This is a genomic window from Blautia sp. DFI.3.45 (genome assembly GCF_020593505.1).
Taxonomy (GTDB): domain Bacteria; phylum Bacillota; class Clostridia; order Lachnospirales; family Lachnospiraceae; genus Blautia_A; species Blautia_A wexlerae.
In genome coordinates, this window is sequence record NZ_JAJDMI010000053.1 from 1 (window position 1) to 22,820 (window position 22,820).

The following is a 22,820-nucleotide window of genomic DNA, read 5'->3' on the forward strand; positions in this document are numbered from 1 at the left end:
CATATTCATGCCAAAACACCTCGCGGGATAGTGGTGTGTGAACAGTAACAAATATATCACGTTCTATAAAATTCCATCTTGATTAAATTGCAAAAAAATTGTAGACTATATATGCACACACATTAATAGTTTTTGTTAATTAAGACTGATTTGAGGTTTCCTCATAACGTCTCAATTATACACACACATTTTCTAAAAAGAGCAGCTGCATCATCCGATGCGCTGCTCTTTTAGTTCCACTGTTTATTTTGTAACTGTTCTCTGCCGTCGACGGCATTCTTTAATGATTTTAACTCTTACTTTTTCTTCTTCAGGAAATAAATAAGTAAAATTATGATAACAATAATCCCGATACCACTAATCCAGATTACAGGATTCTTCATTCCTGAATCTGCTTTTACATTCTTTCCTGATGTTTTCTGACTCTGCTTATCATCGGATTCCTTGTCTTCTGTCGAAGCAGGCGTCTCTGTTTCTTCCGGTGTTGGCGTTGCTTCTTCTGTAGGTGTTGCCTCCGGTGTCGGTGTTGCTTCTTCTGTAGGTGTTGCCTCCGGTGTCGGTGTCACTTTTTCTGTAGGTGTTACCTCTGGTGTTGGTGTGGCTTTCGGAGTTGAAGTTGCTTCCGGTGTTGGTGTAACAGCAGCCACCGGAACATTTCCTGATGTGCCTGTAGCCTCCGGTGCATCTGCGGATACATTTTCATTTACGTAATCTGTATCACGATCAAGATTCAGCCATCCCTGTGTCACACCATCTGTGTCTGTTTTCCCCCAGTTTGTTCCGTCTTCTCCCTGAACATACTGAAAAATATGTACAGTTGTCCCATCTGCGATTCCCTCTGTTCCTGAAACCTGATCAAATTTCTCTCCAGGTCCGTTATAAACCGATACGTTTCCATCGTTTCCATGAACCTTTACTTCGAAATCCACATCTTTGCCTCCGAAAGTACGATATTCCTCATTGGCAGCTTCTTCTCTGGAAGCCGGATCCAGATCATCCATAGGAACATATCCGTTCATTCCATGGTACTGTGTATATGCCCATTTTTTATTGTCTGCTCCATTCTTCTCACCCAGAACGTGAATGGCCGTTCCATTTGGAATCTTGCTGTCATTCAGTTTAACACTCTGAGTGTCTGCTTCATCATAAATATCTACCCCGCCCTGTGTACTCTGTACGATCATATAATAATCTGTTACATAATCCGGATTCTGACCCTTTCCGTCATCCGCATAAACAGAAACCACTGTCAGAATAAAGCACAGTACCATTGCTATTACTGTTCCAAACCTTCTCTTCATAATCTCTTTCCTTCATTTCTTATTTTCTTTTTACAGCAGATGAACTTTTATATTTGCTGTATGTATTTCCATATGGCTCTTTAACATATGCTTTTACCGCATAATAGTATGATACACCTTTTTGTGCTTTTTTGTCCAGATAAGAAGAACTATTTCCATTGGAAATTTTCTTTATCAATTGATAGGAACCACCTTTTTTCTTTCTGTAAATATAATAGCCGTCACATTTTTTCTGAGGCTTCCACCGGATACGGATTCCATTTTTCTCAGATTTCACAGAAGTAACCTTCTGCACTGCAGGTGCTGCTTTAATCACATCGCCGGTTTTATATTTACCTGAATATCTTTTTCCGGATGCTTCATAATATGCTTTTACTGTATAACGGTATGATGCATTAGCCGTAACCTTACTATCTTTATATTTTAATTCCGATGTCCCGACATCTGCAATTTGGGACCACTTCCCACCTACTGCAGGTTTTCTGTACACATAATATCCTGTAGCTCCGGAAACTTTTTTCCATGAAATAAGGTTGTATCCGGAATTATATGCCTTCACCTGAAATACCGGTGTATCCGGCACCCATGACTGATTCAGGGTCCTTGTATGTGCCTTGATCCTTGCCGTCCAGTTTTTCGTCTTTCCATCTGTCCACCTGGCCGTTTCCGATGCACTCTTATAGAATGTCTGCCCTGTTTCTATCCCCGCCGTACAGGTAAACCAGTTTCCATAACTGGACTTTGCTTCCACTCCAAAGCTGATTTTGTCAATCCCACTGTTTGTGATCACAACAGAATATCTGCTTCCCTGTTTCAAAACCACCTCTGGTACACTGATAGTCTGTACACCTGCGATTGGCTGTTCAAACTCATATGGAGCAGCATATGCAGCGGTCCCGCTTTCCGGGTCATATGGATCTGTCAGATCGGTGTATATCTGAATTTTGTAACAGGCATTGTCACTGTTTGTAACAAGATTAACCTCCCCTAGGACTTCTGCTTTTCCCTTTCCTGCAGTTGTCTCATAAACTGCTGCTACTGACTGTCCCGCCTGTATCGGAATCACTGAAAGTGCTGAAGAACCATCATAAAAATAATTATTCCTATACTTTTGATCCAAAGCAGCCACTGCCTCTGCACTTACAAGTTTACTGATATTGGGATCCTGATAAGAAAGATAGTAATATCCTCCGTCTCCTTTCTTCTCCCCCCAACTGTTTTTGATGATCCACGCACCATCAGATGTTACATTGGAAACAGGAAGGAAATTATCCTTTGAATACGTATCATCCCATCCGACCACTGTCACAATATGATTAATTACAGTCGAATTTGATTTTCCAACAGGATAACAATATGCAGCTGTGTCCGGATTTACATAACTTTCCTTCATATAAAGCATAATGGATACTGCATGGTCATTCAGTAGCATTTCTTTCATACGTTCCTCACTGTATTTGGAAACAGATGCATTTTTCAGATATGCTGCAGAATTATAAGCCTTACTTTCCGGAATCTGTACAGTCAGATCATTCTGATGCGAAGAATCCGTAGGAAATGGTACATCGGCCTCTGTGGTCATTCCCGACCATGTACTGAGATAAATCGCCGCCAGGTGATCATTACCTCCTATCACGTGATAATTTCCCAGTACATAATTCTTATCATCAGGGGTATTTCCAAGAGGATCATTCTGTCTGTTGGAGAAAAAATATGATAAATGTTCTTCTGACAGATCGTAGACTCCTTTGTTCTGTGCCAGAAGCGAAGTCTCCATGATTGCTGCCATACCAAAAGCCCAGCAGGTTCCAAATGGATTCTGATTCTTTACGGGCGTAACTAATCCTTCCTTTCTGGAATCATAGGAGGATGGAAATGCTGTTTCTCTGCTTCCATATGCAGCGTAAACTGATGTCAGATCACTCTCTACTTCAGGTCCCGGATCTATCGGTTTTAAATTTTTAAAAGGTTCTAACTCTTCTTTTCTTTCCTCTTCTGTCAACGGACGACCTTTGATATATCGAATTCCATCTGTATTTTCTTCCGTTGCTTCTCCATCCTGGAACTCCTGTTTTGCATCATCGCTTCCGAACAGTTCTGCATCAGATTCCGTATCTGTTCCAAATTCATCTGCCTGTGAACTTTGAAATTCTTTCAGATCTGATGTATTTTCTTCTGTCTCTCTGTTGACTCCGGATCCAAACATTTCCTGACCCGCAGCGGGTACCGATGTACAAACCATTGCATAAGCCAGAAAAACTGACAATGCGCGTATCGCTGTATTTCTTTTTTTCATGTAGTAGTTAACTCCCTTGCGTAAATATAATATCATTATATCAGTATCTTTTTTGTTTTTCAACCATGATCAATGACAAAAACCGTCGGAAAACAGTGAATTTTCCCTGTTTTCCGACGGCTCTATGTAGAAATGCAGAGCTCTGCCGACAAGAAAATGTCGCCAGGAAAAGACGTCAAATGCCTGTGATGCATTTTCTTCTGTGCATGTGAAAAGTGTGGAAAATGTGTGTGAAATGCTTTATATACTAACTCAGAACAGACTTGAAAATCTTACAGACTCTTCTCTTTTGCTATCCTTATTCTAGCAGAACAAGCATTGTATTACAATGAAAATCGTTCTTTCTTATTTGTGCTAATCTGACACATTGTTACTGTTCACTCCGTTCTAAGCAGCGACGCATTCTCCTCTTATTTGCTGATACTTTCCTTTGCTCTTTTCATCATATCAGCCAGTTCCTGGTATTTTCCTGTGACATATCCATAGTTTTTTCGCTTATGCGGAAGCATACAGTTTGTGCAGTCTTTAATTCCCTTTTCCGTATACCGGAAATTCCCACCGCATTTCTCACCCAGGGCATATAGCGGGCAATAACAGAACAGACAGTTAAAATCATCCGGATCTGCATTCTTATGACACGGAAAAAATTCACATTTCTTATGGCTGAAATAAGAATATTCTTTCCCTTCCCAATAAGGTTTCTCCATTGCTACCTCTCCTCTCCTGTTGCAAGTTTTTATCTTTCCAGAATAATTCCGTTTTCTCAGTCTCCATCAATCCCACCCATCAGAGGACGAAATAAAAAAAATACTCTAATAAATTATCAATTTCTCTTCACATAACAAAGCATTGAAAATTCATTACAGTATTTTTCACAGATCATACATTTAAAATTAATAAGAGGGAGCGATGCTACCCCGGGGTAGAAAAAAATCCGTTCATGAGTGCGCGGAGGGAACGAATAAATCCGAAGTAGTATCGCCTGCCATTTAATCATGTATAATTCATAAAGAACAGGCGCATTCCATAAAAAATGTCTGCCTTCAGATAAAAGCAGACAACACTCCGAAGCTGCGGATTCAACGGAGTTGGTTGTTACACTTTACACGGAAGTTTAACCTCGCCATACCAAGCAGGTTTCCTGGCTCCAGGCTCATCGCTCCTCTCTCCTTCTCATGCTATGGCACAATGGACATTCTGAGATTTGCTCCTCTGTTACAGTGACCGGATCGCTCAGGTTTCTCACCTGATTCCCTCTTTCTGTACTGCTCTTTCTCACAGTATCAGCACTTAATATGTTCTGTATGGAATTATACTGTCATTATAATAACACCCTGCAACAAGCTTGTCAACTATTTATCAATATATTTTTCAATATTCCACACCTTCCGGCAGCGGATCCCATTCATTCAGACCAAGACTCTGTCTGAATTTTGCTTCTTCCAGACTCAGCTTTGGAACATCCTCATTCAAAAACGCTCTCAGCTCATCAATCCCCTCTCCGGTCACATTGTTTACCAGAAAAATTCTTTCACATCCTGCATTCAGCATCCACTGACGCACCATTGGAACATTCGCATAAGGAGAATCTATTTTCGTAATGATTCCTATCAGTGGTCTCAGAATAAATGCATTACTGCCATAGCCAAACAAACTGAAAGGTTCATCTGCTGACTGTACCATTGCCACCACATCCGCTTCAAAAGAAAAACAGGCCAGCCCTACGCTGAAATGCTTGGACTCTGCATACTCTCCCGGAGAATCAATGGTATCATCATCCGTATTCGTATACTGCGTTTTTACATAATGAAGTTTTTCGCCTTTTAATGCCTGCGTTAATGAAGTCTTACCTGCTTCACTTCTGCCCATCAGAAATATTTTCTTCATATTTAATGTCTGTCCCTTTCACTTCTCTCAGCTATTCCGGCAGTTACATAAGCACCATCGGTACAGAATAACTGACTTTTCGTATGTTTTAACTTTTGTGAACTGCACAGGTCTTAAAGCCAAGCACCTCTCTAAAAAATTTCACCACTTCTTCCACTGCAGTCTGAACTTCCGTCAGACCTCCCGTAAGGATCAATGACCCGCTGAAGCGATCCATGAAACCAATCTCCACATTTGCACTTTTCACTGCAATATCAGCAGCTACAACCACTGCTTCCCATGGGGTAAAACGAATCATTCCGATTGCTTCTCCTGCGTGGTCTTCTCCCTCATGGACCCCAATATGCAGACCAAGATTCTGATAAATACAGCTCTGTGAAGGATTGATCACATGCGCCAGGCACACTTCCTTTCCCGGAACCCTTACTCTGGTCATACGCAGCTTTTTTCCCTTTAATTTCTCATAATCCTGGTTATAAAGCTTTTCCAGTAATTCTCTGGTTGTCATCCCTGCCATCCCAACACTTCCTATCTTTTGGTAATCTTGCAGACTACATAACCCAGAGTGTCTCTGAAATAATCCACAACCTCAGTCATCGCTGACATTACATCGGAAATCTCTCCCGTAATGATCAGTGTGCCTGTAAATCGATCTGCAAATCCCAGATAAACATTTCCGCTTTTTACCGCAATATCAGATGCGATCACTGCAGATTCAGGCGGTGTCATATTCATAATTCCGATTGCAGATGAACGGTAATCCACCTGCGGATTCAGTCCAAGCTTCTGGTATATGACCGGAGCCGGCCCTCCCATTACATGTGCAAAAGTAATCTCCTTGCCAGCAACTGTTTCCTGTACAATTCTTATGTGTTCTACATGGTCATTTGCCATTTATCATTCCTCGCTTTCACTATTCAACTATAATCCGGATAATTCATGAGAATATTCTTTCCCACTGATGTCTCCAAAAACAGATTTAAAATTTTATATGTATCTCTTCAGTTACATAAACTGTACTATCCATCCAATTTTATGTCAAGGTAAAATCCACCTGAAAATCGGTAAAATATTATACATGGTTACGGTTCACTCCGTTCACAGCAACACGCTTCACGATGCACAGAATTTATGCTAATCACATAAATTCGCGCGGTATGTCTCGGAATTTTGGCATATTCATGCCAAAACACCTCGCGGAATAACGATAACTACTTATACATAAAGAAAAGGAGCATCAGCCCCCTTAGCGATACTCCTTTTCAACCCCTATAAATTTAATTATTTATACTTATTTAATTATACCAGTCTTCTTACAGAAACAATCGTTCTGTACGCTGCGTTATCACTGATCTTAATTCCATCTACAGAGTTTGATGCATGAACGATACGTCCATTCCCCATATAGATTGCAACGTGTCCACCGTAGCAGATCAAATCGCCCGGCTGCGCATCAGCATAAGATACTTCTGTACCGGCATTCTGCTGTTCATAAGAAGTTCTCGGAAGACTTATTCCGAAGTTTGCATATACACTCTGTGTAAATCCTGAACAGTCAGCTCCACTTGTAAGGCTTGTACCACCCCAGACATACGGATTGCCAACAAACTGTGTTGCAAAGTCTACTACAGAAGATCCTGAACCTGAAGATGAAGATGAAGAACTGTCTGAATCAGACGACTGTTCACTCTCATAATCATCTGGTGAAACTGTATTATCAGAATCAATCACATTGCCATACTCATCATACTCTACATCATCGGAAGCTCCTGCATTGTCAACAGGATCACCATTTTCATCATATTCTACACCATCATCTGATTCAGACTCATCAGATTCATCAGATTCATTATCCGCATCATCAGTATTCTCAATCTCATTTCCGTCTTCATCATACTCTATATTTTCTTCGTCTTCTGATTCGGAGTCCTGTTCCTGCTCTGCAGCTTTTGCTGCTGCCTCTTCTTCTGCCGCCTGTCTTGCAGCCTCTTCCTCAGCCTGTCGTCTTGCCTCTTCTTCTGCTGCAATTCTCTCAGCTTCCAGTCTCTGAATTTCAGCCGTCTGTTCCGCTAACAGATTTGCATATTCTGTCGCCTGCTGCTGTGCATATGCAATTTCATTCTCATAATCGGCTGATTCAGATTTCTTCTGATCAATCTGGCACTGAAGATCATAAGACTGCTGTTCATAAGAAGCCTTCATCTCCTCCAGTTCTGCTTTGTCAGATTCATACTGAGTCTTTAAATTATTCACCTCATTAATAGTATTCACATATTTATCAAGATTCTTTCTGTCCTGCTCATACATCTGCTGTGTATTCTCAGCACGTGTCAGAAGTTCACTTAAATCTTCTGAATTAAGCATCATCTGAAACCACGCTGCATCCCCACCCTGTTCATACAGTGCCTGAATACGAAGCTTCATGCTCTCATACTGCTTATCTCTCGCCTTCTGAGCCTTAGCCAGATCCTGTTTTGTCTTAATAATATCTACTTCTTTATTATCGATATCTCCTTTAAGAGTATCAATAGAAACCATAACACTTACAAGATTGGAATCCAGTTCGGAAATCTCATTCTCAAGCTGTGATTTCGCATATGCAAGCTCATCCATTCTGGAATATGTCGCATCCAGCTGCTGACTTGTGATCGCCTGCTCTTCTCTCAATTCATCCTCTCTTGAAGCACTTACACTAACAACCTGTGTTGCGCTCATCAGGAGTGCTAATGTAAGACATACAATTCTTTTCTTCATGAATTCTCACCCTCGTAACATTTTCTTTCTATATCTTAATGTTTTTGCAATATCTAAGTTAATTCTTATACATATTAACACACCGCACTCAAAAACGCAAGGATTAATTACCATAAATTTTATATTTCTGTAACATTTATTAATCTTTTTGTTATTCTTCGCATTTCTTTCTACAATTCAAACATATTCCATTTCATGTTTGTAATAATTTGACACAGGACAAAGATATCTGATGCAGGGTTACTGTTCACACACCACTATCCCGCGAGGTGTTTTGGCATGAATATGCCAAAATCCCGAGACATACAAGCCAAAATTCCATTGCCGCAGGCAATCTGGAATGAATTTTGGCTACGTTACTGTGAACGGAGTGGACAGTAACGTAGCAGGACTTCACGCTATAGTGGACTGGATTGTTTGCATTATTTATGGAATTACTACAGAACGCAAAAAAAGAAGCAGCCTCCTCATTCGAAAGCTGCTTCCATTTTCTTAACTATTCACTTCTCAGCTAAACAGATCTGCAAGGATCTGGTCTGCGGTCATATTCATATATCCATCCGGATCAGAAAGCGTACTTCTGTTCCATCTCAGATAATTACCTCTTCTGATATAGTTACCAGATGAAGTATGATAATCATACTTGGTATATCCCGGATATCTTGACATATACTTCTGTGCCAGTGCAATCGCCTGACTGGAATAACCACCGGACGGAGTAGGTGTACCTGCAATCTGAACACCTGCATTCGGAGTAGAATGCACGATCACTGCACTCTTATCAGCACACTGTCCGAGAATGATCCATGTATGTCCACTGTCATATCCCACATCTCCGGGATATACTGTCCAGTCATCACTTGCCAGATTCGCCTGAGTGAGAATACTTCCCCAGCCCATGGACTTATAATAAGAACCAATCTCACCGGAAACTACCGTATATCCGCTTCCTACACCGGACTTACTCTGCATTACCTGATAAGCTGACCATCCTACGAAACCGGAACAGTCAAAACCTTTTGCTCTGTTTGCTGTGCTGAGATCTCTGTAGTTATTGTAATCATAACTGCTGCTCTGACTGTTATAGAAATCAGTCATTGTCTGACTTGTTCCTTTTCTGGTGGAATCATTCCATCCGCCACCCCATACGTACAGAGCCTGACCAACAGGCTGTAATGCACCTGCCAGATAATTCTTGATTGTTCTGGAACCGGTCGGACTTGTAGTATTGCTCAATATACCATTGGAATTAAAATGGTATTTCTGTCCATCAATTGTTACATCTCCGGTAGCCATCACACCGGTTTCCTTATCAAAATAATACTTATTTCCATCAATTGTCGTCCAGCCTACAGCCATCTTGCCGCTGCCTGTATTAAAATAATATTTTTTTCCGTCGAGTGTCTGGAAACCTTTTGCCATAATTCCGTCTTCAGTTTCAAAATATCTGTATTCATTGCTGGAATTCTTTGTCCAGCCGGTAAGCATATAACATGCACTTGTAAAATATCTGGTATTTTTCTTACTGTCTGTAAGAAATGTCTTGCAGGCAGCCACTCCACTGTTACTGTAGAAATAATATCTCTTTCCCTTCAGTGTCAGCCATTTCGTCTGCATGAATCCGGTAGATGGATTAAAATATCTTTTCTGATCCTTTGAATCAGTGACCCAGCCTGTCATCATGATACCAGCCTGTTTACTGAAATATCTCTTTCGTCCTTTACTGTCAGTAACCCAGCCCTTTACCTGAACACCGGTCTTTGTGTTAAAGTAATATTTCTTTCCTTCAAGTTTCAGCCAACCCTTCTGTTTAGAGCCATCTTCATTTATGTAGTATGAATCTCCGTTAATAGTTACAAAACCTGTTTTCGTTGCAGCCTGTACATTTGCCGCAGTAAAATACATGGAAACTCCCACAGCAAAAAACAGCAGAAACAGAAGTGCCCCCCAGATTTTAAACTTCCTGTTTACGTTTTGCATACATACCTTCCTTTTCTTTTTTCATTATCAGAGCGTGCCTGAAAAGTATAAATCGTGGGTATCGCTCTGATATCTCACATGCTTCTCAGATACGCTCTAAGGTTTAACAAAGTTTTTTACAATGTTATTACGTTTCTATGACTCTATTATATTACACTTTAAATATCCCGTCAACAGACAAGTAAAATTCTGTTAAACATTCACTAATTTTTCACAGTCTATTCCATAAAAAAAGAGACAAAGTCCACAAATACTTTGTCTCTTTTCACAAGATAACACTGTGAAATATAACCTGTATACCTGTTTTCTCTTTATTTTTTCAACAGACAGAATATTATCTTATATCCCTGATCACAACAGATGCTTTCTTAATTCAGCACCATCAGCAGCACATAAATAAGCAGGTGCCACATCAAATACGGTCTTCGCACCACTCTGTCCTTCTTTATTCATACGATATGCAGCTCTTGCATATGCAACAAGTACAGAAGATGTAAACTCCGGATTGGAATCCAGCTTCAGACTATATTCGATCACATGATTGTTCTCATCATTCCAGCCTGTTTTTCCGGATCGGATCACGAAACCGCCATGTGGGATTCCACTGTGATCTCGCTTCAGTTCTTCTTCAGAAATAAAATGTACAGTTGTGTCATAGTCAGAGAAATAGTTAGGCATAGTCTTGATATCATTCTCAATCTGTGCCAGATCCGCACCTTCCTCTGCAACTACAAAGCATTCTCTTGTATGTTTCTGTCTTGTTGTAAGATCCGGATTTTCTCCGTTTCTCACTGCTTCCAGTGCTGCTTCAACAGGAATTGTATACTGTTTTGCATCTTTTACACCTTTGATACGGCGTACTGCATCTGAGTGTCCCTGGCTTACACCCTTGCCCCAGAATGTATAATCCTTTCCGTTTGTAAGGATTGCATTTGCATAGAGACGGTTCAGTGAGAACATTCCCGGATCCCAGCCCACTGAAATAATTCCGATATGACCGCTTTCTTTTGCAGCTGCATCTACTGAATCAAAATGCTCAGGAATTCTTGCATGTGTATCAAAGCTGTCAATTACATTAAACATCTTCGCATATTCCGGTGTCTGTTTCGGGAGATCTGTTGCACTTCCGCCACAGATGATAAGTACATCGATCTTATCTTTCATTTTTTCGGCATCATTGACAGAATATACCGCTGCTGTCTCTGTAAGGATTTTAACAGTTTCCGGAGCACGACGTGTAAATACAGCAACAAGCTCCAGATCCGGATTATGTTTGATTGCGCACTCTACACCGCGGCCAAGATTGCCGTAGCCTAAAATACCAATACGAATACTCATTATGATTTCCTCCTGTAACCTTAATTATATGTTTGCAACTGTTGCATATCATTACAGTTGCACATTATCACTTTACTATAGTAATATTTTCACTTTTAATTGTCAATCCAATTATTACCAAAATTTCATTGCCGCAGGCAATCTGGAATGAATTTTGACTACGTTACTGAGAACGGAGTGAACAATAACGTTTTAGCAGCAAAATACACCGCTTCCCGGGCAGCACAGGCTGCATGCCATATTTGCCAGGCACAGCTTCATGCAATAATCATCTCCACCTGTCGGCATACCTCCAAAAGGATTCTGCATCTCCTGATACCAGTTTCCTCCGCCTTCCATCTGCTGCAAAACCATCTGATACTGTACATTATCCGGTTCCAGACGGATAGCCTGCTTAATATCATTCAATGCATTTACGTTATTTCCAAGTCCCATGTTTGCCATGGAAGACAGATAATACCACTGTCCATTCCTCTGTGAAAGTGACTGCAGAACATTCATAGCCTCACGATAATGACCACTCTGGATATAATTGGCTGCCGCCTGTCTGCGCATAGACTCTTCATCCTGATAGCCAGAGTCTGCCTGTCCGGAAAATCCGCCAAAACCACCGTAATTATTGCTGCCATAATTCCCGTAACCGGCTCCCTGCTCTCTTTCCTTCATAATCTGCTCATAAGCCTGCTGAACCTGCTTGAATTTCTCCTCAGCCTGTTCTTTATTCGGATTGTCAATATTGGCATCCGGATGATACTTTCTGCTCATCTTACGATATGCCTTCTTCACTTCTTCATCGGATGCATCTCTGGAAATCCCCAGTATACTGTACGGATCAATCATTATCTTTCTCTCCTGCTTCTTTTCTCTTCTTATGGATCACCTCAAACCGGCACCATACCCCTGAGTAAAGAATATTTCTCAAAATATCAGTGTATTTTATAATAGGAAGTTTCTCAAACTCCCTGCAGGTCTGTGCCATCATCATGATCAGAATCCGGCGTACCTGCTCATCGAACCCTTCTATTATATATTGTTCTGAAAAAGAATTGTAATTTTTATTTTTTATATCCTCTTCCACATCATCGTATGCATCCAGAAGATAAATAAATTTGCCAAGAAAAAATCCCATTCTGCGCAGAGTATCTTCCCATACATCCTGTTTCCATGCAAAAATCTCTTCCATAATTTTTCCGAAACAGCCCGCCATTTTGTCAATGTCTTTTTCTCCGGATTTCTCCATCTCAGACAATTCACTGAGAAGCTTCTGTATTCTTCGGGATTTATCCGGATATTTCTGATCCAGTTTTTTCACTTTTCCCTGAAGAACTTTTGAATAACCAAGAGCAGTTACTTTTTTTTCATCCTCCCAATCGTCCCGGCATTTATAATAAGTAAGAAGTACATTCATATCTGCCGCATATTCTGTCACTGTATTTCTTCTGACCGGCTGTTTACATACCGGGTGAATGATACATCTTGTGCTTCCCTTTTGTGTGGGCGGCTCATAAAGCGCACTGAGAAGAATCACCACAAATGTCATATCATAAGTCAGAGAAATCTGTCCTGATATTCCATATTTACTTTTGAGTTCTCTGCACAATCCACAGTAAAAGGATCTGTACAGATCAAAATCTTTAAACTTGATTTCAGGCTTATTCATTACTATATAACCAAACATAATTCCTCCAGCCCATAACTTATGATGATCTGCCAGAGCGTATTTGCAGCAAATCAACGTCTTTTGATAAACTTCTCATGACATTTCGGACATTCAATCTCTACCTTCTGTCCTTTTCCTCTGGGAATACGAATTTTCTGTCCACAACCCGGGCAGGTATAGATATGATGTGTTTTTCTCTGCTCCATCATATTTTTCTCTCTGGTAAACCGGCTGCGGATTTTCTGAGTATATCCCAGATATTTCTGGTTTTCCGCATATCGTGCAGAGATATTTCTGGAAAGGATTCTGAAATATGTATAAATGATAAGAATAAATCCAACTGTATCCAGAACGCCTCCAGCTGCGTTTTGTCTCATAAAAGAACCTACAACAATGACGAAAAGTGCCACACCGAGAGTGAATCTTGCAAAATTATCCACTCCATAACGCCCCTGCATGAATCTGTTTAATTTGTCTTTCATTAAACTACCTCTTTTTTACTGTTTGTAATGCATTTTTTACTCTCTGACAAGAACTTTCAGGATCTCTGCAATATACATGGTATGGTAGTCTTTCTGCGGATACCACTTACCGTCGTTTTCCCCGGCATCAAAGCATTCCGGTTTAATCTCATCATGATACATTTTTTTGCAGACCATGATCATGTCAGCTTCTTCAATTCCAGCTGTTCCGTCTGTAAAGTAAGGAGTCAGTCCTGCTTCTTTAATCTTGTTATCCGCATTTTTTCCGGAAACCTTTCCGCAATAATTTAATGCCTTGCGATATTTTTCTCCCAGAACAGAAATTGTAAATGTATCTTCCCTGTCCACAAATTCCTTGGTGTATCTCTGAGGACGGATATACACTGTCACTGCGTTCTTTCCCCACATAACACCCATTGCACCCCAGCTTGCTGTCATGGTATTGCATTTTTCTTCATTTCCGGCTGTGATCAGCAGCCATTCCTTTCCAATCTTGGTAAATGGATTCATTGTCAGTTCTTCTGCTTTTACTTCTCTGAAACTCATAATATTATTTCCTCTCTTTCTTTATTCTCAAACATCCGGAATCCTCTGCTCTGCTACAGAAATCCCTGTTTTCTCAAAAATCTTATCGTGCAAGTACACTCTGGCTCTGATATCATATTATATAATTATCTGTCATTGCATACCTGGAAGATATAGAACTTCAGATAATAAGACTCATCTGCCGCCCACAGGATTGGATGATCCGGTGCCTGTGTCCTGTATTCTACCTGGCGAAGTCTTTTATGTACATTCTTTGCTGCCTGTCCGATGGTTTTGGTAAATAATTCATAATCCATAAAATGAGAACAGGAACAGGTTGCAAGAAAACCTCCGTCTTTTACCAGTTTCATGGCACGCAGATTAATTTCCCTGTATCCTTTTACTGCATTCTTAATAGAATTTCTGGATTTGGTGAATGCCGGAGGATCAAGAATTACAACATCAAATTTCTCACCCTTTTCTTCCAGTTCTGGGAGCAGTTCAAAAACATCTTCACAGATAAATTTCACACTGTCAGATAAACCATTCAATGCCGCATTAGCGGTTGCCTGATCTACCGCCAGCTGAGAGGCGTCCACACCGGTTACACTTTCAGCACCTGCAATTCCGGCATTGAGTGCAAAGGAACCTGTATGTGTAAAGCAGTCCAGAACTTTCGCACCTTTGCAAAGCTTCTGGATTGCCAGTCTGTTATACTTCTGATCCAGGAAAAATCCTGTCTTCTGCCCGTCCTTTACATCAACTTCATATTTTACACCATTTTCTTCAATCTGCACAAGTGTTGGAAACTCTGGTCCTATAAAACCCTTAACCATTTCCATTCCTTCCTGTTTGCGCACCTTCACATCGCTTCTTTCGTAAACACCGCGAATAGTGATCCCATCTTCTGCCAGGACTTTCCTGAGGAGTTCTACGATTGTTTCTTTAAAACGATCGATCCCCAGAGCCAGTGACTGAACTACCAGTACATCCGAAAATTTATCCACCACAATTCCCGGAAGGAAATCTGCCTCTGCAAAAATCAGACGACAGCATCCTGTATCTACCACTTTCTTACGATATTCCCATGCATCACGTACACGCTTCTCCAAAAGTTCTTCATTAATATCAACATTTTCATCTCTGGTCATAAGACGCACCGTAATCTTAGAATTAGTATTAATGAACCCTCTTCCCATAGGATATCCGTCAAAATCATGGACAAGTACAATATCACCGTTCTCGAAATTTCCCATGACTGTATCTATCTCATTATCAAAAATCCACATTCCGCCGGATTTCAGAAGTCTTCCCTCTCCCTTTTTCAGAGTTACTACTGCCATTCCCATTCGTATTTCTCCTTGTATTTTTATGTTTATCTTTTGTCAATTATATGACTCTGTTTTCTATAGCAGCCCTCATAAATAAGTTACTGTTCACTCCGTTCCCAGCAACACGCTTCGCGATGCAGGAAATATGAACCTCCTTGTGCAATGCCCAAGGAGTATCGTTTGCTTCGCAAACTTAATTTATGCTAATCGCATAAATTCGCGCAGTATGTCTCGGGTTTTCTGTGACCTTCGCTCACAAAAAACACCTCGCGGGATACTACCAGTGAACAGTAACATAAATAATGCATTTAAGACAGTTTCAGATTTCACACTCTGATGGGCCGGATTAAGATTCATTATTTACGAGGATTGCTATAATCACATCATTTTATCACATTCATCTCATTTTTTCCATACATAACAAAAAGCAGCCGGCAAAATCACAAAAATTTCACCAACTGCTTTCCATTGCTATTATTGTTTGCTGCTTTTCACAACCTGTGCAGGGGACTTCCCTGATTCGGTTAACTCCTTAAGAAGGATACATCTTGGCAGACCTCCGTAACAGAATGCCGTTCTCTTAACTTCATATCCATGGATTTCCATATTATGTCTGCTGAACTGATTATCCGGATGTATGGTGCACATCAGATAATAATATTGGTCTGTATCCAGCAATCTCTCCGCTTCTTCCAGCATATGCCCCTGCAGCCCGTTTCCCCTGTATGCACAACACACAACTGCCGAATCCATGACTGCAACATGGGAAAGCTGTTCCTCATCAAAATCAAGATAAGTTCCCAGATTATCTTCCCTGTTTTCAGGATATTTAATAAGGAAGAAACCCGCAACAGAACCTTCTGCTGTCTGTGCCACGATCACAAAACCCTGTTCTTCTATATGTGTCCTGACATATTCCTCATCATCAGATACAAACCAGTCCGGATGCTCTTTATCATTCTTCGCTTCATGCATAACAGCCATAATCTCATCCACATCTGCCATCTCTGCTTTTCGTATCCTGAACAATACCTTTGCAGAACCATCCTTATTCTCTGAAATCTGCATGATGCTTTGATTATTCTGCATTTTCCTCGCCGCCTGCAGTCTCTGTGGAATCTGCATCCGTTGTATCATAAGTCTCTGTGCTTTCTCCGTAGAGTTTCTCAAAGAATTTCATTGTTTCATTATATAAGGTCTGTCTGTCATCATCTGAAAGTTCTCCAAGCTCCGGACTTGCCTGTGCATCTGCACTTAATCCGAAGATTTCCTTCATGGACTTATCTACCATATTGAGCTCTGTGCTCATGTAAATTTCAGTTCCATCTGCCTGATAAGAAGCTGTGCCTTCTGTAAGAATTTTCAGATATGCCTTCTCCACATTCTTAGCAAGAGTTGCACCATTTTCAGCATCAAGAGTTACGGAAGCTGTTGCTGTTTCATCTTCCATAGCTGTTGTAAGAGCAGTGGTATCGCCTTCATATTCTCCCTTGCAGAAATTCTCAGCTTTATCAAACATGGTTTTCTGATCTTCTGTCAGTGCAGAAGTATCCAATTCATCTGATGTGGTATCATTTTCTGTATCATCTGTTCCTTCATCGGAGTCTGTATCACCTTCATCTGTATTTCCAAGCGTACTGTCATCCGTAGTTTCATCACCATCCGGCTCCTGCGGTTCCTCTGTTTCGCTGAGGTCTCCGTCACTCTGATCGTCCCCGTCGTCCTCAATCAGACCTGAATCCTCCTCCAGCGATGGATTCTCTGTGGAACTCTCTACGATATCTCCGCCTAAAGCACTGTTATCCACATTATTCAGGATATCATCACCATCTGCTGGATCACCTGCATTTACAGTGTCATCCTCTTCATCATCAATATCACCAAGCTCATCATTATCACCGGATGTATTCTGTTCTACCTGCTCCAGTGTTGCTTTTACATCATCATAATTGTACTCCTGCTGCGCAATCTGTTTCAGAAGCTCTACGATCTTATTAATCTGGTCAGAATCCAGATTTACATTATTCTGCTGAGCAACATTTACTACGATATTATAGATATCATCCACATTCTGGACATTATCTTTGATAACCTGTATCTTCGAGTTATTCATAACAGTAGTTGCATCATTCTTTCCAACCTCATCAGCCAGATTTCCTGTCACTACCATTTCCTCTGTAGCAAGTTCTTTCTTCGTGCTGTCAAGCTGCTCCCCTGTAGCTGTCTCGTACGCCATCTGAATACCTGTAAGCGCTCCGGTGCCGGATACCTCAAACGGGCAGGCTGCTACCACTTCACAGTTCTTGACACCTGATGTGGAAAGTGACGTTGCGATCATGTTACATGTTACCCAGTTAAGATTGGCTGTCCTTACTTTGATACCGCCTGACTGAGTCGGCTTTACATATGCACAGCTCACTGTTCTGGTTCCGATCTGCTCTAACGGTACATAAGCACTCAGATGATCTCTCTCATCCTGATTAGTGATAGTGAGAATCTGTACCTGGTTACTGTCTACATTAAAATATTTCATCATTGTATTCTTCTGGTCCTGAGTAAGATCGGCTCCCAGCGTCACAACCTTCACTGAATCTGCCATTGTCGGTACAGCAGTTCCTGAAAGTACCAGACATGCACTGCATAAAAGTGCTGCTGCTGTTTTTACTTTTTTCATAATAGAAACCTCCCTGATATGTTATTTAAATTATTCAGGCGGATAATCATTTCATGCCTGTTCATTGATAGTAGTATTATAACACGTTTGAGTTGAGATTTGTAATTATTATTTATATCATTCCCAGTCCTTCCAGCAGGATTTTTGTACCTATGAGGATAAGGATAATACCTCCGCATAATTCCGCTTTGGATTTGTATTTCATTCCGAAAAGACTGCCTATCTTTACCCCTGCTGCTGAACAGACAAAGGTGATCCCACCGATAAAGGATACTGCTGATACAATCTCTACTTTCAGAAAAGCAAATGTCACTCCCACTGCCAGTGCATCAATACTGGTAGCCACTGCAAGGATGAACATGGATTTTATATCCATATCCGCATTTACATGTTCTTCCTCTTTCGATTCTTTGATCATGCCGGCACCAATGAACACCAGAAGGACAAAAGCTACCCAGTGACTGTATCGGGTAACCTTATCTGCAAAGAATCGTCCGCCAAAATATCCCACAAGGGGCATTAATGCCTGAAATCCCCCGAACCATGCGCCTGCGATACACATATGCTTTGCATTGATTCTGCCCAGGGAAAGGCCCTTACAGACAGATACTGCAAATGCATCCATAGACAGGCCTATCGCCAGTATAAAAAGTTCAAAAATATTCATGTTTTTTTTGCTCCTTTTCCTGTATAAAATAATTTTTCAGTAACATAGAACCCTTCCCTGAAGACTTTTTTATGTTATCTGAGCTGCTGTAATATTCCTGCAGCATAAAAAAAGAGACACACAGACAGCTGTTTTAACTGTCCATGAGTCTCATCGTTTACTGTAATACCGGGTGCATATGGCACCATTATGTCGATAGTACTACACACTCTTCAAAACATATCTGAAAAATGTTCCGGAATATGCCGATTACTCCCTCGCGGAGAATGGCCTTATTTTATCATATTGATCTATATTTATCAAGTAGATTTTTTGTCAGTCTGGAACTCATAAGCACCACCTCGTTACTGTTCACAGAAACACGCTTCACGATGCCAAAAATATGCACCTCCTAGTCAACAAATATCAATCATGTATTGACTCAAATGATGATTCTTTAAATTCCAGTCATCAGTTTCCCTGACATACGTTGACTTATATGACAATTCTTCAAATTCCAGTCATATGCTTTCCCGATATTCGTTGCCTTATATGGCGATTCTTCGAATTCCAGTCATATGCTTTCCCGGCATTCGTTGACTTATATGGCAATTCTTCGAATTCTAGTCATCAGTTTACCCGGCATTTGTTGACTTATATGGCGATTCTTCGAATTCTAGTACATCGTTTCGTAAATAACTATACCAATCGCGTAGGATGCGGATTCGAGTGTGCTGGTATAAAAACGCAGGCGTAGCGGGCTACGCTGAGGCTTTTAGACCTGTGCAATCGGATTCGCAGACAAGTGAGTGGTATAGTTATTTCGAAAACGATGTACTAGTCACCTTCTCATCCAGTTTTTATTCTAGTTTAGACAATAAAGCGCAACTTTCAACGGTACTTTCGTTGTCCCAACAAAGTTCCTGTGTCTCTCTATCTCCAAAATACACCGGAAAACGGAACTTTATGTGCTTCAGGAATCTGCCATCTGGCTGCTCCTGCTCGTAAATGTCCACCTGTTCTACAAAGCTGTTAAGAAATTCTTTCTTCTCCAGGTCGGTGAACTTATCATATAGTTTATCAAAATATAAAAGAAATTGATAGACATTTTCTTCTGATATTTTCTGTTGCCGGATATTCAACAGGCGGTTCTTGACTTCTTCTATACTGTTCTCCACGCCTTCAATCTCATCATACAAACGGTATAACCTTGTCTCCATATCCTGATATTTCTTCTCATAAAATTTATCCATGATATCCAGGCTATCCATCTGCTGTCCAAGTCTTCCTTTTGCTCCGGTCAACTGCCTGTACTGTTTTTCCAGTCTTTCAATCTCTTTTTCTATTTCTTCTGTATCAATTCTTGAACCGATTTTATTCAGAATTGCTTCTTCAAATTTCGGATTCTTCACCAGCTTCCGAATAACTTCTTCCACTGCATTGTTAATCTTCTCTTCGCTCCATTGTTTACGATATCCACATTTATGACCATCTACCAGGCGACGATGTTTGCAGGCATAATAGAAATAATCCTTATATAAAGTTCCGTCTTTCTTTTTCTTTCGGTTCACGTTTCCATACATACCGCTTCCACATAACGGACATCTCAATATTCCGGATAAAATATGCTCATGATCGAGGCTATGTGTCTTTTCATATTTCACACCTGTTTTTTCCCGTTTTTGATGAGCCAGCTCCCAGTCTGTTTCTGAAATAATCCCTTCGTGGATACCATCGTGCAGCATATAATTTTCCTGCTTTTCAATGCGATATTCATTTCTTGTACCAGAGACTTTCTCGTTTTTCCTTCGTCCATAAGCCAGCTTTCCACAGTATACCGGATTATCCAGAACGCCTTTTATAAATGAAGCGGCAAATGCGTCCAAAGTGTTATTCTGTCGTTTTTTCTTTTTATATCCATGCTGGTTCAGCCATGTAGCAATCGCAGAAATTCCCATATTGGTATGAATAAATTTATCATAGATCAGACGAATAATCTCTGCTTCGTCCTCTGCGATCTGCAATTCTCCATTTACCAATTCATAGCCATATGGAGCAAATCCATCGTTCCATTTTCCTTCCCTGGCTTTCTGCTTACGTCCCTCCATTGTCTGAACAAGGATATTCTCTCGTTCAATCTCTGCCACCGCAGACAGAACAGAAATCATCAGCTTTCCGCTATCTTTTGAGCTGTCAATTCCATCTTCTACACAGATCAGATTCACTCCAAAATCCAGCATCCTCTGCAAAGAATTTAAAACATCTGCCGCATTATGCCCGAATCTGGAAAGCTTGAACACCAGTACAAACTGTACCTCATCTGTTCCATTCTCAATATTATCCAACATTCTCTGAAATTCCGGTCTGCCCTCTACGCTCTTTCCAGACTTACCTTCATCGGAATACTCATTTACGATTTCCATATTCTGAAATTCTGCATATCTCTTAAGTTTTTCTCTCTGGGCATCCAGACTGTAACCATCTACCTGCATGGTTGTGGATACCCTGGTATATATATCGCATTTAATCTTTTTATTCACTTTTCCTCCCTTCCTCAGAATATCCCAAAGCAATTTCCAACAATTCAGTTGCAACTTGTGAATTTCTGATACGCATTAAGTTATCCCAGACATCAGCTTTTCCAAGTAGATTCATCCCGCCATGCCATACTATTTCATCATCAATAACAGCAAAACATTCTTCTACTTCTGTTCTTGTTATCACATTTATTCCTACCAATTGCATTGCTCTGATTAATTCATGACATACATCTGACTTTCCGTAAGTAATATCTTCCGGATCTGTTGTAATAACCGTGACCTTTACCCCTACTTCCTGTCTCTTCTTGATTAGTAATAAAAATCTGTCAATTTTATCCTGTCTGATATCCGGACTGGAAATTACCACCATTTTTTCTGACTCTACAATATCTTGCTCAAATTTTTCGGTATAATTTACAGAATCAAATATTGCATTTACTAGTTGTTTAGGTTGCGACTCTTGCGTCCAGATTGAAAATCCTGTCTTCCTGTATGTTCTCAATCTTTTTGCATACATTTTATCAAAATAACGCACATGAGAATCGATATAATCATACACATAAACGGCTTCTTTTCCGACATAATCTCTGTTTAATCTACCTACATACTGTTCCAGGCGTCCTTCAAAAGATACAGGTGCTGCAAGCATTAATACATCCAGTCTTGGAAAATCAAATCCTTCTCCTATCTTCTGACCGGTTGCCACTAATACAAGTGATTCACTTCCAGGTACCTGTTTTAATCTTCCTCTTATTTCTGTATTTTCCTTATCAGAATTATCACCATATAAAAGGAATACATGATCAGCTTTTCCCTTCAGGGCATCATATAAAAATTTTGCATGTTCCTTAAATCTCGTTAAAATTACAGGAGTCTGTTTTCTCGTAATACAGGTTATAACATCATCTACAATCATTTCATTACGCACCTTACTGGTACTAATCAAATTATATGCTTTATTAATATTATCCTTGCTTTCTACCGTATCAACTACTCTTGTGTATCTTGGGACAAAATAATGTCCAATCCCCTGTTCCTTAGCCCTCTCCAATGCAGTAAATCTATGTCTCAAAGGTCCTAACAGCATATAGATGATCCGATCAAGACTGTCACCACGTTTAGGTGTAGCAGAAACACCATACACGTATTTTGCATTTATTTTCTGCAATAATTCCATAGATGTGTTAGAAGCTGCGTGATGACATTCATCCATAATTACCATTCCGTAATAATTAATCCGTTCATTAAATTTTCCTCTGCTGTACATTGAACCAACCATTGCAACATCTATAATCCCTGTCAATGTATTTTTATTTCCGTGCAAAACGCCTATCACACTATTTCTTTTTTTCTTTCTTCCTACTACAATATATTTATGGTTAATATCCCTTACATCCAGTAAGGAA

Annotated in this window: 20 protein-coding genes and 1 riboswitch; of the genes, 1 reads left to right on the forward strand and 19 read right to left on the reverse strand. The window is 40.3% G+C overall.

The window, feature by feature from the left end; translation table 11 throughout:
- Window positions 1-296: 296 nt before the first annotated feature.
- From LJE09_RS14530 to LJE09_RS14560, 7 genes are all read right to left on the reverse strand, one after another.
- Window positions 297-1,301 carry a hypothetical protein gene (locus tag LJE09_RS14530; protein ID WP_227311489.1) on the reverse strand — a complete coding sequence of 335 codons (1,005 nt, stop codon included), beginning with the start codon at window positions 1,299-1,301 and terminating at the stop codon, window positions 297-299.
- A 19-nt stretch (window positions 1,302-1,320) separates the two neighbouring features.
- The gene (locus LJE09_RS14535; protein WP_227311490.1) at window positions 1,321-3,597 is read right to left on the reverse strand and encodes a C1 family peptidase; all 2,277 of its coding nucleotides are present in this window, start codon (window positions 3,595-3,597) and stop codon (window positions 1,321-1,323) included.
- A 410-nt stretch (window positions 3,598-4,007) separates the two neighbouring features.
- Window positions 4,008-4,304: a cysteine-rich small domain-containing protein gene (locus LJE09_RS14540; protein WP_008705592.1), complete on the reverse strand. Its 297-nt coding sequence runs from the start codon at window positions 4,302-4,304 to the stop codon at window positions 4,008-4,010.
- A gap of 407 nt (window positions 4,305-4,711) precedes the next feature.
- A riboswitch (cobalamin riboswitch) is annotated at window positions 4,712-4,906 on the reverse strand.
- 62 nt (window positions 4,907-4,968) lie between these two features.
- The gene (locus tag LJE09_RS14545; RefSeq protein ID WP_008705593.1) at window positions 4,969-5,484 is read right to left on the reverse strand and encodes a EutP/PduV family microcompartment system protein; all 516 of its coding nucleotides are present in this window, start codon (window positions 5,482-5,484) and stop codon (window positions 4,969-4,971) included.
- 88 nt (window positions 5,485-5,572) lie between these two features.
- Complete coding sequence (locus LJE09_RS14550; RefSeq protein ID WP_118574331.1) at window positions 5,573-6,001, reverse strand: BMC domain-containing protein; 429 nt, start codon at window positions 5,999-6,001, stop codon at window positions 5,573-5,575.
- Window positions 6,002-6,012: 11 nt separating this feature from the next.
- On the reverse strand, window positions 6,013-6,378 hold the full coding sequence (locus LJE09_RS14555) for a BMC domain-containing protein (RefSeq protein ID WP_008705595.1): 366 nt from the start codon (window positions 6,376-6,378) through the stop codon (window positions 6,013-6,015).
- 405 nt (window positions 6,379-6,783) lie between these two features.
- A complete protein-coding gene (locus tag LJE09_RS14560) occupies window positions 6,784-8,238 on the reverse strand; it encodes a C40 family peptidase (RefSeq protein WP_161233889.1) in 1,455 nt (484 codons plus the stop codon).
- Between the two features lie 340 nt (window positions 8,239-8,578).
- Here LJE09_RS14560 and LJE09_RS14565 point away from each other — a divergent pair, with 340 nt between their 5' ends.
- Window positions 8,579-8,734: a hypothetical protein gene (locus tag LJE09_RS14565; RefSeq protein ID WP_155512352.1), complete on the forward strand. Its 156-nt coding sequence runs from the start codon at window positions 8,579-8,581 to the stop codon at window positions 8,732-8,734.
- Between the two features lie 11 nt (window positions 8,735-8,745).
- Here LJE09_RS14565 and LJE09_RS14570 read toward each other — a convergent pair whose 3' ends face one another.
- From LJE09_RS14570 to LJE09_RS14625, 12 genes are all read right to left on the reverse strand, one after another.
- Window positions 8,746-10,218, reverse strand: coding sequence for an N-acetylmuramoyl-L-alanine amidase family protein (locus tag LJE09_RS14570; protein ID WP_118569395.1), 1,473 nt, complete (start codon window positions 10,216-10,218; stop codon window positions 8,746-8,748).
- Window positions 10,219-10,569: 351 nt separating this feature from the next.
- On the reverse strand, window positions 10,570-11,556 hold the full coding sequence (locus tag LJE09_RS14575; RefSeq protein ID WP_008705602.1) for a diaminopimelate dehydrogenase: 987 nt from the start codon (window positions 11,554-11,556) through the stop codon (window positions 10,570-10,572).
- A 192-nt stretch (window positions 11,557-11,748) separates the two neighbouring features.
- Window positions 11,749-12,396 (reverse strand): J domain-containing protein, encoded by a 648-nt coding sequence (locus LJE09_RS14580; protein WP_227311491.1) that lies wholly within the window; start codon window positions 12,394-12,396, stop codon window positions 11,749-11,751.
- Window positions 12,389-13,234 carry a DUF5685 family protein gene (locus LJE09_RS14585; RefSeq protein WP_227311492.1) on the reverse strand — a complete coding sequence of 282 codons (846 nt, stop codon included), beginning with the start codon at window positions 13,232-13,234 and terminating at the stop codon, window positions 12,389-12,391. The genes LJE09_RS14580 and LJE09_RS14585 overlap by 8 nt, the downstream gene beginning before the upstream one ends.
- Window positions 13,235-13,287: 53 nt before the next feature.
- The gene (locus LJE09_RS14590) at window positions 13,288-13,698 is read right to left on the reverse strand and encodes a hypothetical protein (protein WP_022381070.1); all 411 of its coding nucleotides are present in this window, start codon (window positions 13,696-13,698) and stop codon (window positions 13,288-13,290) included.
- Between the two features lie 36 nt (window positions 13,699-13,734).
- Window positions 13,735-14,244 carry a flavin reductase family protein gene (locus LJE09_RS14595; protein WP_008705608.1) on the reverse strand — a complete coding sequence of 170 codons (510 nt, stop codon included), beginning with the start codon at window positions 14,242-14,244 and terminating at the stop codon, window positions 13,735-13,737.
- A gap of 125 nt (window positions 14,245-14,369) precedes the next feature.
- Window positions 14,370-15,572 (reverse strand): class I SAM-dependent rRNA methyltransferase, encoded by a 1,203-nt coding sequence (locus LJE09_RS14600; protein ID WP_008705609.1) that lies wholly within the window; start codon window positions 15,570-15,572, stop codon window positions 14,370-14,372.
- A gap of 456 nt (window positions 15,573-16,028) precedes the next feature.
- The gene (locus LJE09_RS14605; RefSeq protein WP_227311493.1) at window positions 16,029-16,643 is read right to left on the reverse strand and encodes a GNAT family N-acetyltransferase; all 615 of its coding nucleotides are present in this window, start codon (window positions 16,641-16,643) and stop codon (window positions 16,029-16,031) included.
- Window positions 16,633-18,228 carry a DUF1002 domain-containing protein gene (locus LJE09_RS14610; RefSeq protein ID WP_020993380.1) on the reverse strand — a complete coding sequence of 532 codons (1,596 nt, stop codon included), beginning with the start codon at window positions 18,226-18,228 and terminating at the stop codon, window positions 16,633-16,635. The genes LJE09_RS14605 and LJE09_RS14610 overlap by 11 nt, the downstream gene beginning before the upstream one ends.
- A gap of 112 nt (window positions 18,229-18,340) precedes the next feature.
- Window positions 18,341-18,895: a manganese efflux pump MntP gene (locus LJE09_RS14615; protein ID WP_173744792.1), complete on the reverse strand. Its 555-nt coding sequence runs from the start codon at window positions 18,893-18,895 to the stop codon at window positions 18,341-18,343.
- An 839-nt stretch (window positions 18,896-19,734) separates the two neighbouring features.
- A complete protein-coding gene (locus tag LJE09_RS14620) occupies window positions 19,735-21,414 on the reverse strand; it encodes a recombinase family protein (protein WP_265107659.1) in 1,680 nt (559 codons plus the stop codon).
- The coding region (locus LJE09_RS14625; protein WP_227311494.1) for a DEAD/DEAH box helicase family protein at window positions 21,407-22,820 on the reverse strand (1,414 nt) is incomplete at its 5' end. The genes LJE09_RS14625 and LJE09_RS14620, both read right to left, overlap by 8 nt.

Bases quoted from the DNA above. Each gene is read 5' to 3' on its own strand.
- LJE09_RS14530 (WP_227311489.1), bottom strand. From the start codon at position 1,301: ATGAAGAGAAGGTTTGGAACAGTAATAGCAATGGTACTGTGCTTTATT.
- LJE09_RS14535 (WP_227311490.1), bottom strand. From the start codon at position 3,597: ATGAAAAAAAGAAATACAGCGATACGCGCATTGTCAGTTTTTCTGGCT.
- LJE09_RS14540 (WP_008705592.1), bottom strand. From the start codon at position 4,304: ATGGAGAAACCTTATTGGGAAGGGAAAGAATATTCTTATTTCAGCCAT.
- LJE09_RS14545 (WP_008705593.1), bottom strand. From the start codon at position 5,484: ATGAAGAAAATATTTCTGATGGGCAGAAGTGAAGCAGGTAAGACTTCA.
- LJE09_RS14550 (WP_118574331.1), bottom strand. From the start codon at position 6,001: ATGGCAGGGATGACAACCAGAGAATTACTGGAAAAGCTTTATAACCAG.
- LJE09_RS14555 (WP_008705595.1), bottom strand. From the start codon at position 6,378: ATGGCAAATGACCATGTAGAACACATAAGAATTGTACAGGAAACAGTT.
- LJE09_RS14560 (WP_161233889.1), bottom strand. From the start codon at position 8,238: ATGAAGAAAAGAATTGTATGTCTTACATTAGCACTCCTGATGAGCGCA.
- LJE09_RS14565 (WP_155512352.1), top strand. From the start codon at position 8,579: ATGAATTTTGGCTACGTTACTGTGAACGGAGTGGACAGTAACGTAGCA.
- LJE09_RS14570 (WP_118569395.1), bottom strand. From the start codon at position 10,218: ATGCAAAACGTAAACAGGAAGTTTAAAATCTGGGGGGCACTTCTGTTT.
- LJE09_RS14575 (WP_008705602.1), bottom strand. From the start codon at position 11,556: ATGAGTATTCGTATTGGTATTTTAGGCTACGGCAATCTTGGCCGCGGT.
- LJE09_RS14580 (WP_227311491.1), bottom strand. From the start codon at position 12,396: ATGATTGATCCGTACAGTATACTGGGGATTTCCAGAGATGCATCCGAT.
- LJE09_RS14585 (WP_227311492.1), bottom strand. From the start codon at position 13,234: ATGTTTGGTTATATAGTAATGAATAAGCCTGAAATCAAGTTTAAAGAT.
- LJE09_RS14590 (WP_022381070.1), bottom strand. From the start codon at position 13,698: ATGAAAGACAAATTAAACAGATTCATGCAGGGGCGTTATGGAGTGGAT.
- LJE09_RS14595 (WP_008705608.1), bottom strand. From the start codon at position 14,244: ATGAGTTTCAGAGAAGTAAAAGCAGAAGAACTGACAATGAATCCATTT.
- LJE09_RS14600 (WP_008705609.1), bottom strand. From the start codon at position 15,572: ATGGGAATGGCAGTAGTAACTCTGAAAAAGGGAGAGGGAAGACTTCTG.
- LJE09_RS14605 (WP_227311493.1), bottom strand. From the start codon at position 16,643: ATGCAGAATAATCAAAGCATCATGCAGATTTCAGAGAATAAGGATGGT.
- LJE09_RS14610 (WP_020993380.1), bottom strand. From the start codon at position 18,228: ATGAAAAAAGTAAAAACAGCAGCAGCACTTTTATGCAGTGCATGTCTG.
- LJE09_RS14615 (WP_173744792.1), bottom strand. From the start codon at position 18,895: ATGAATATTTTTGAACTTTTTATACTGGCGATAGGCCTGTCTATGGAT.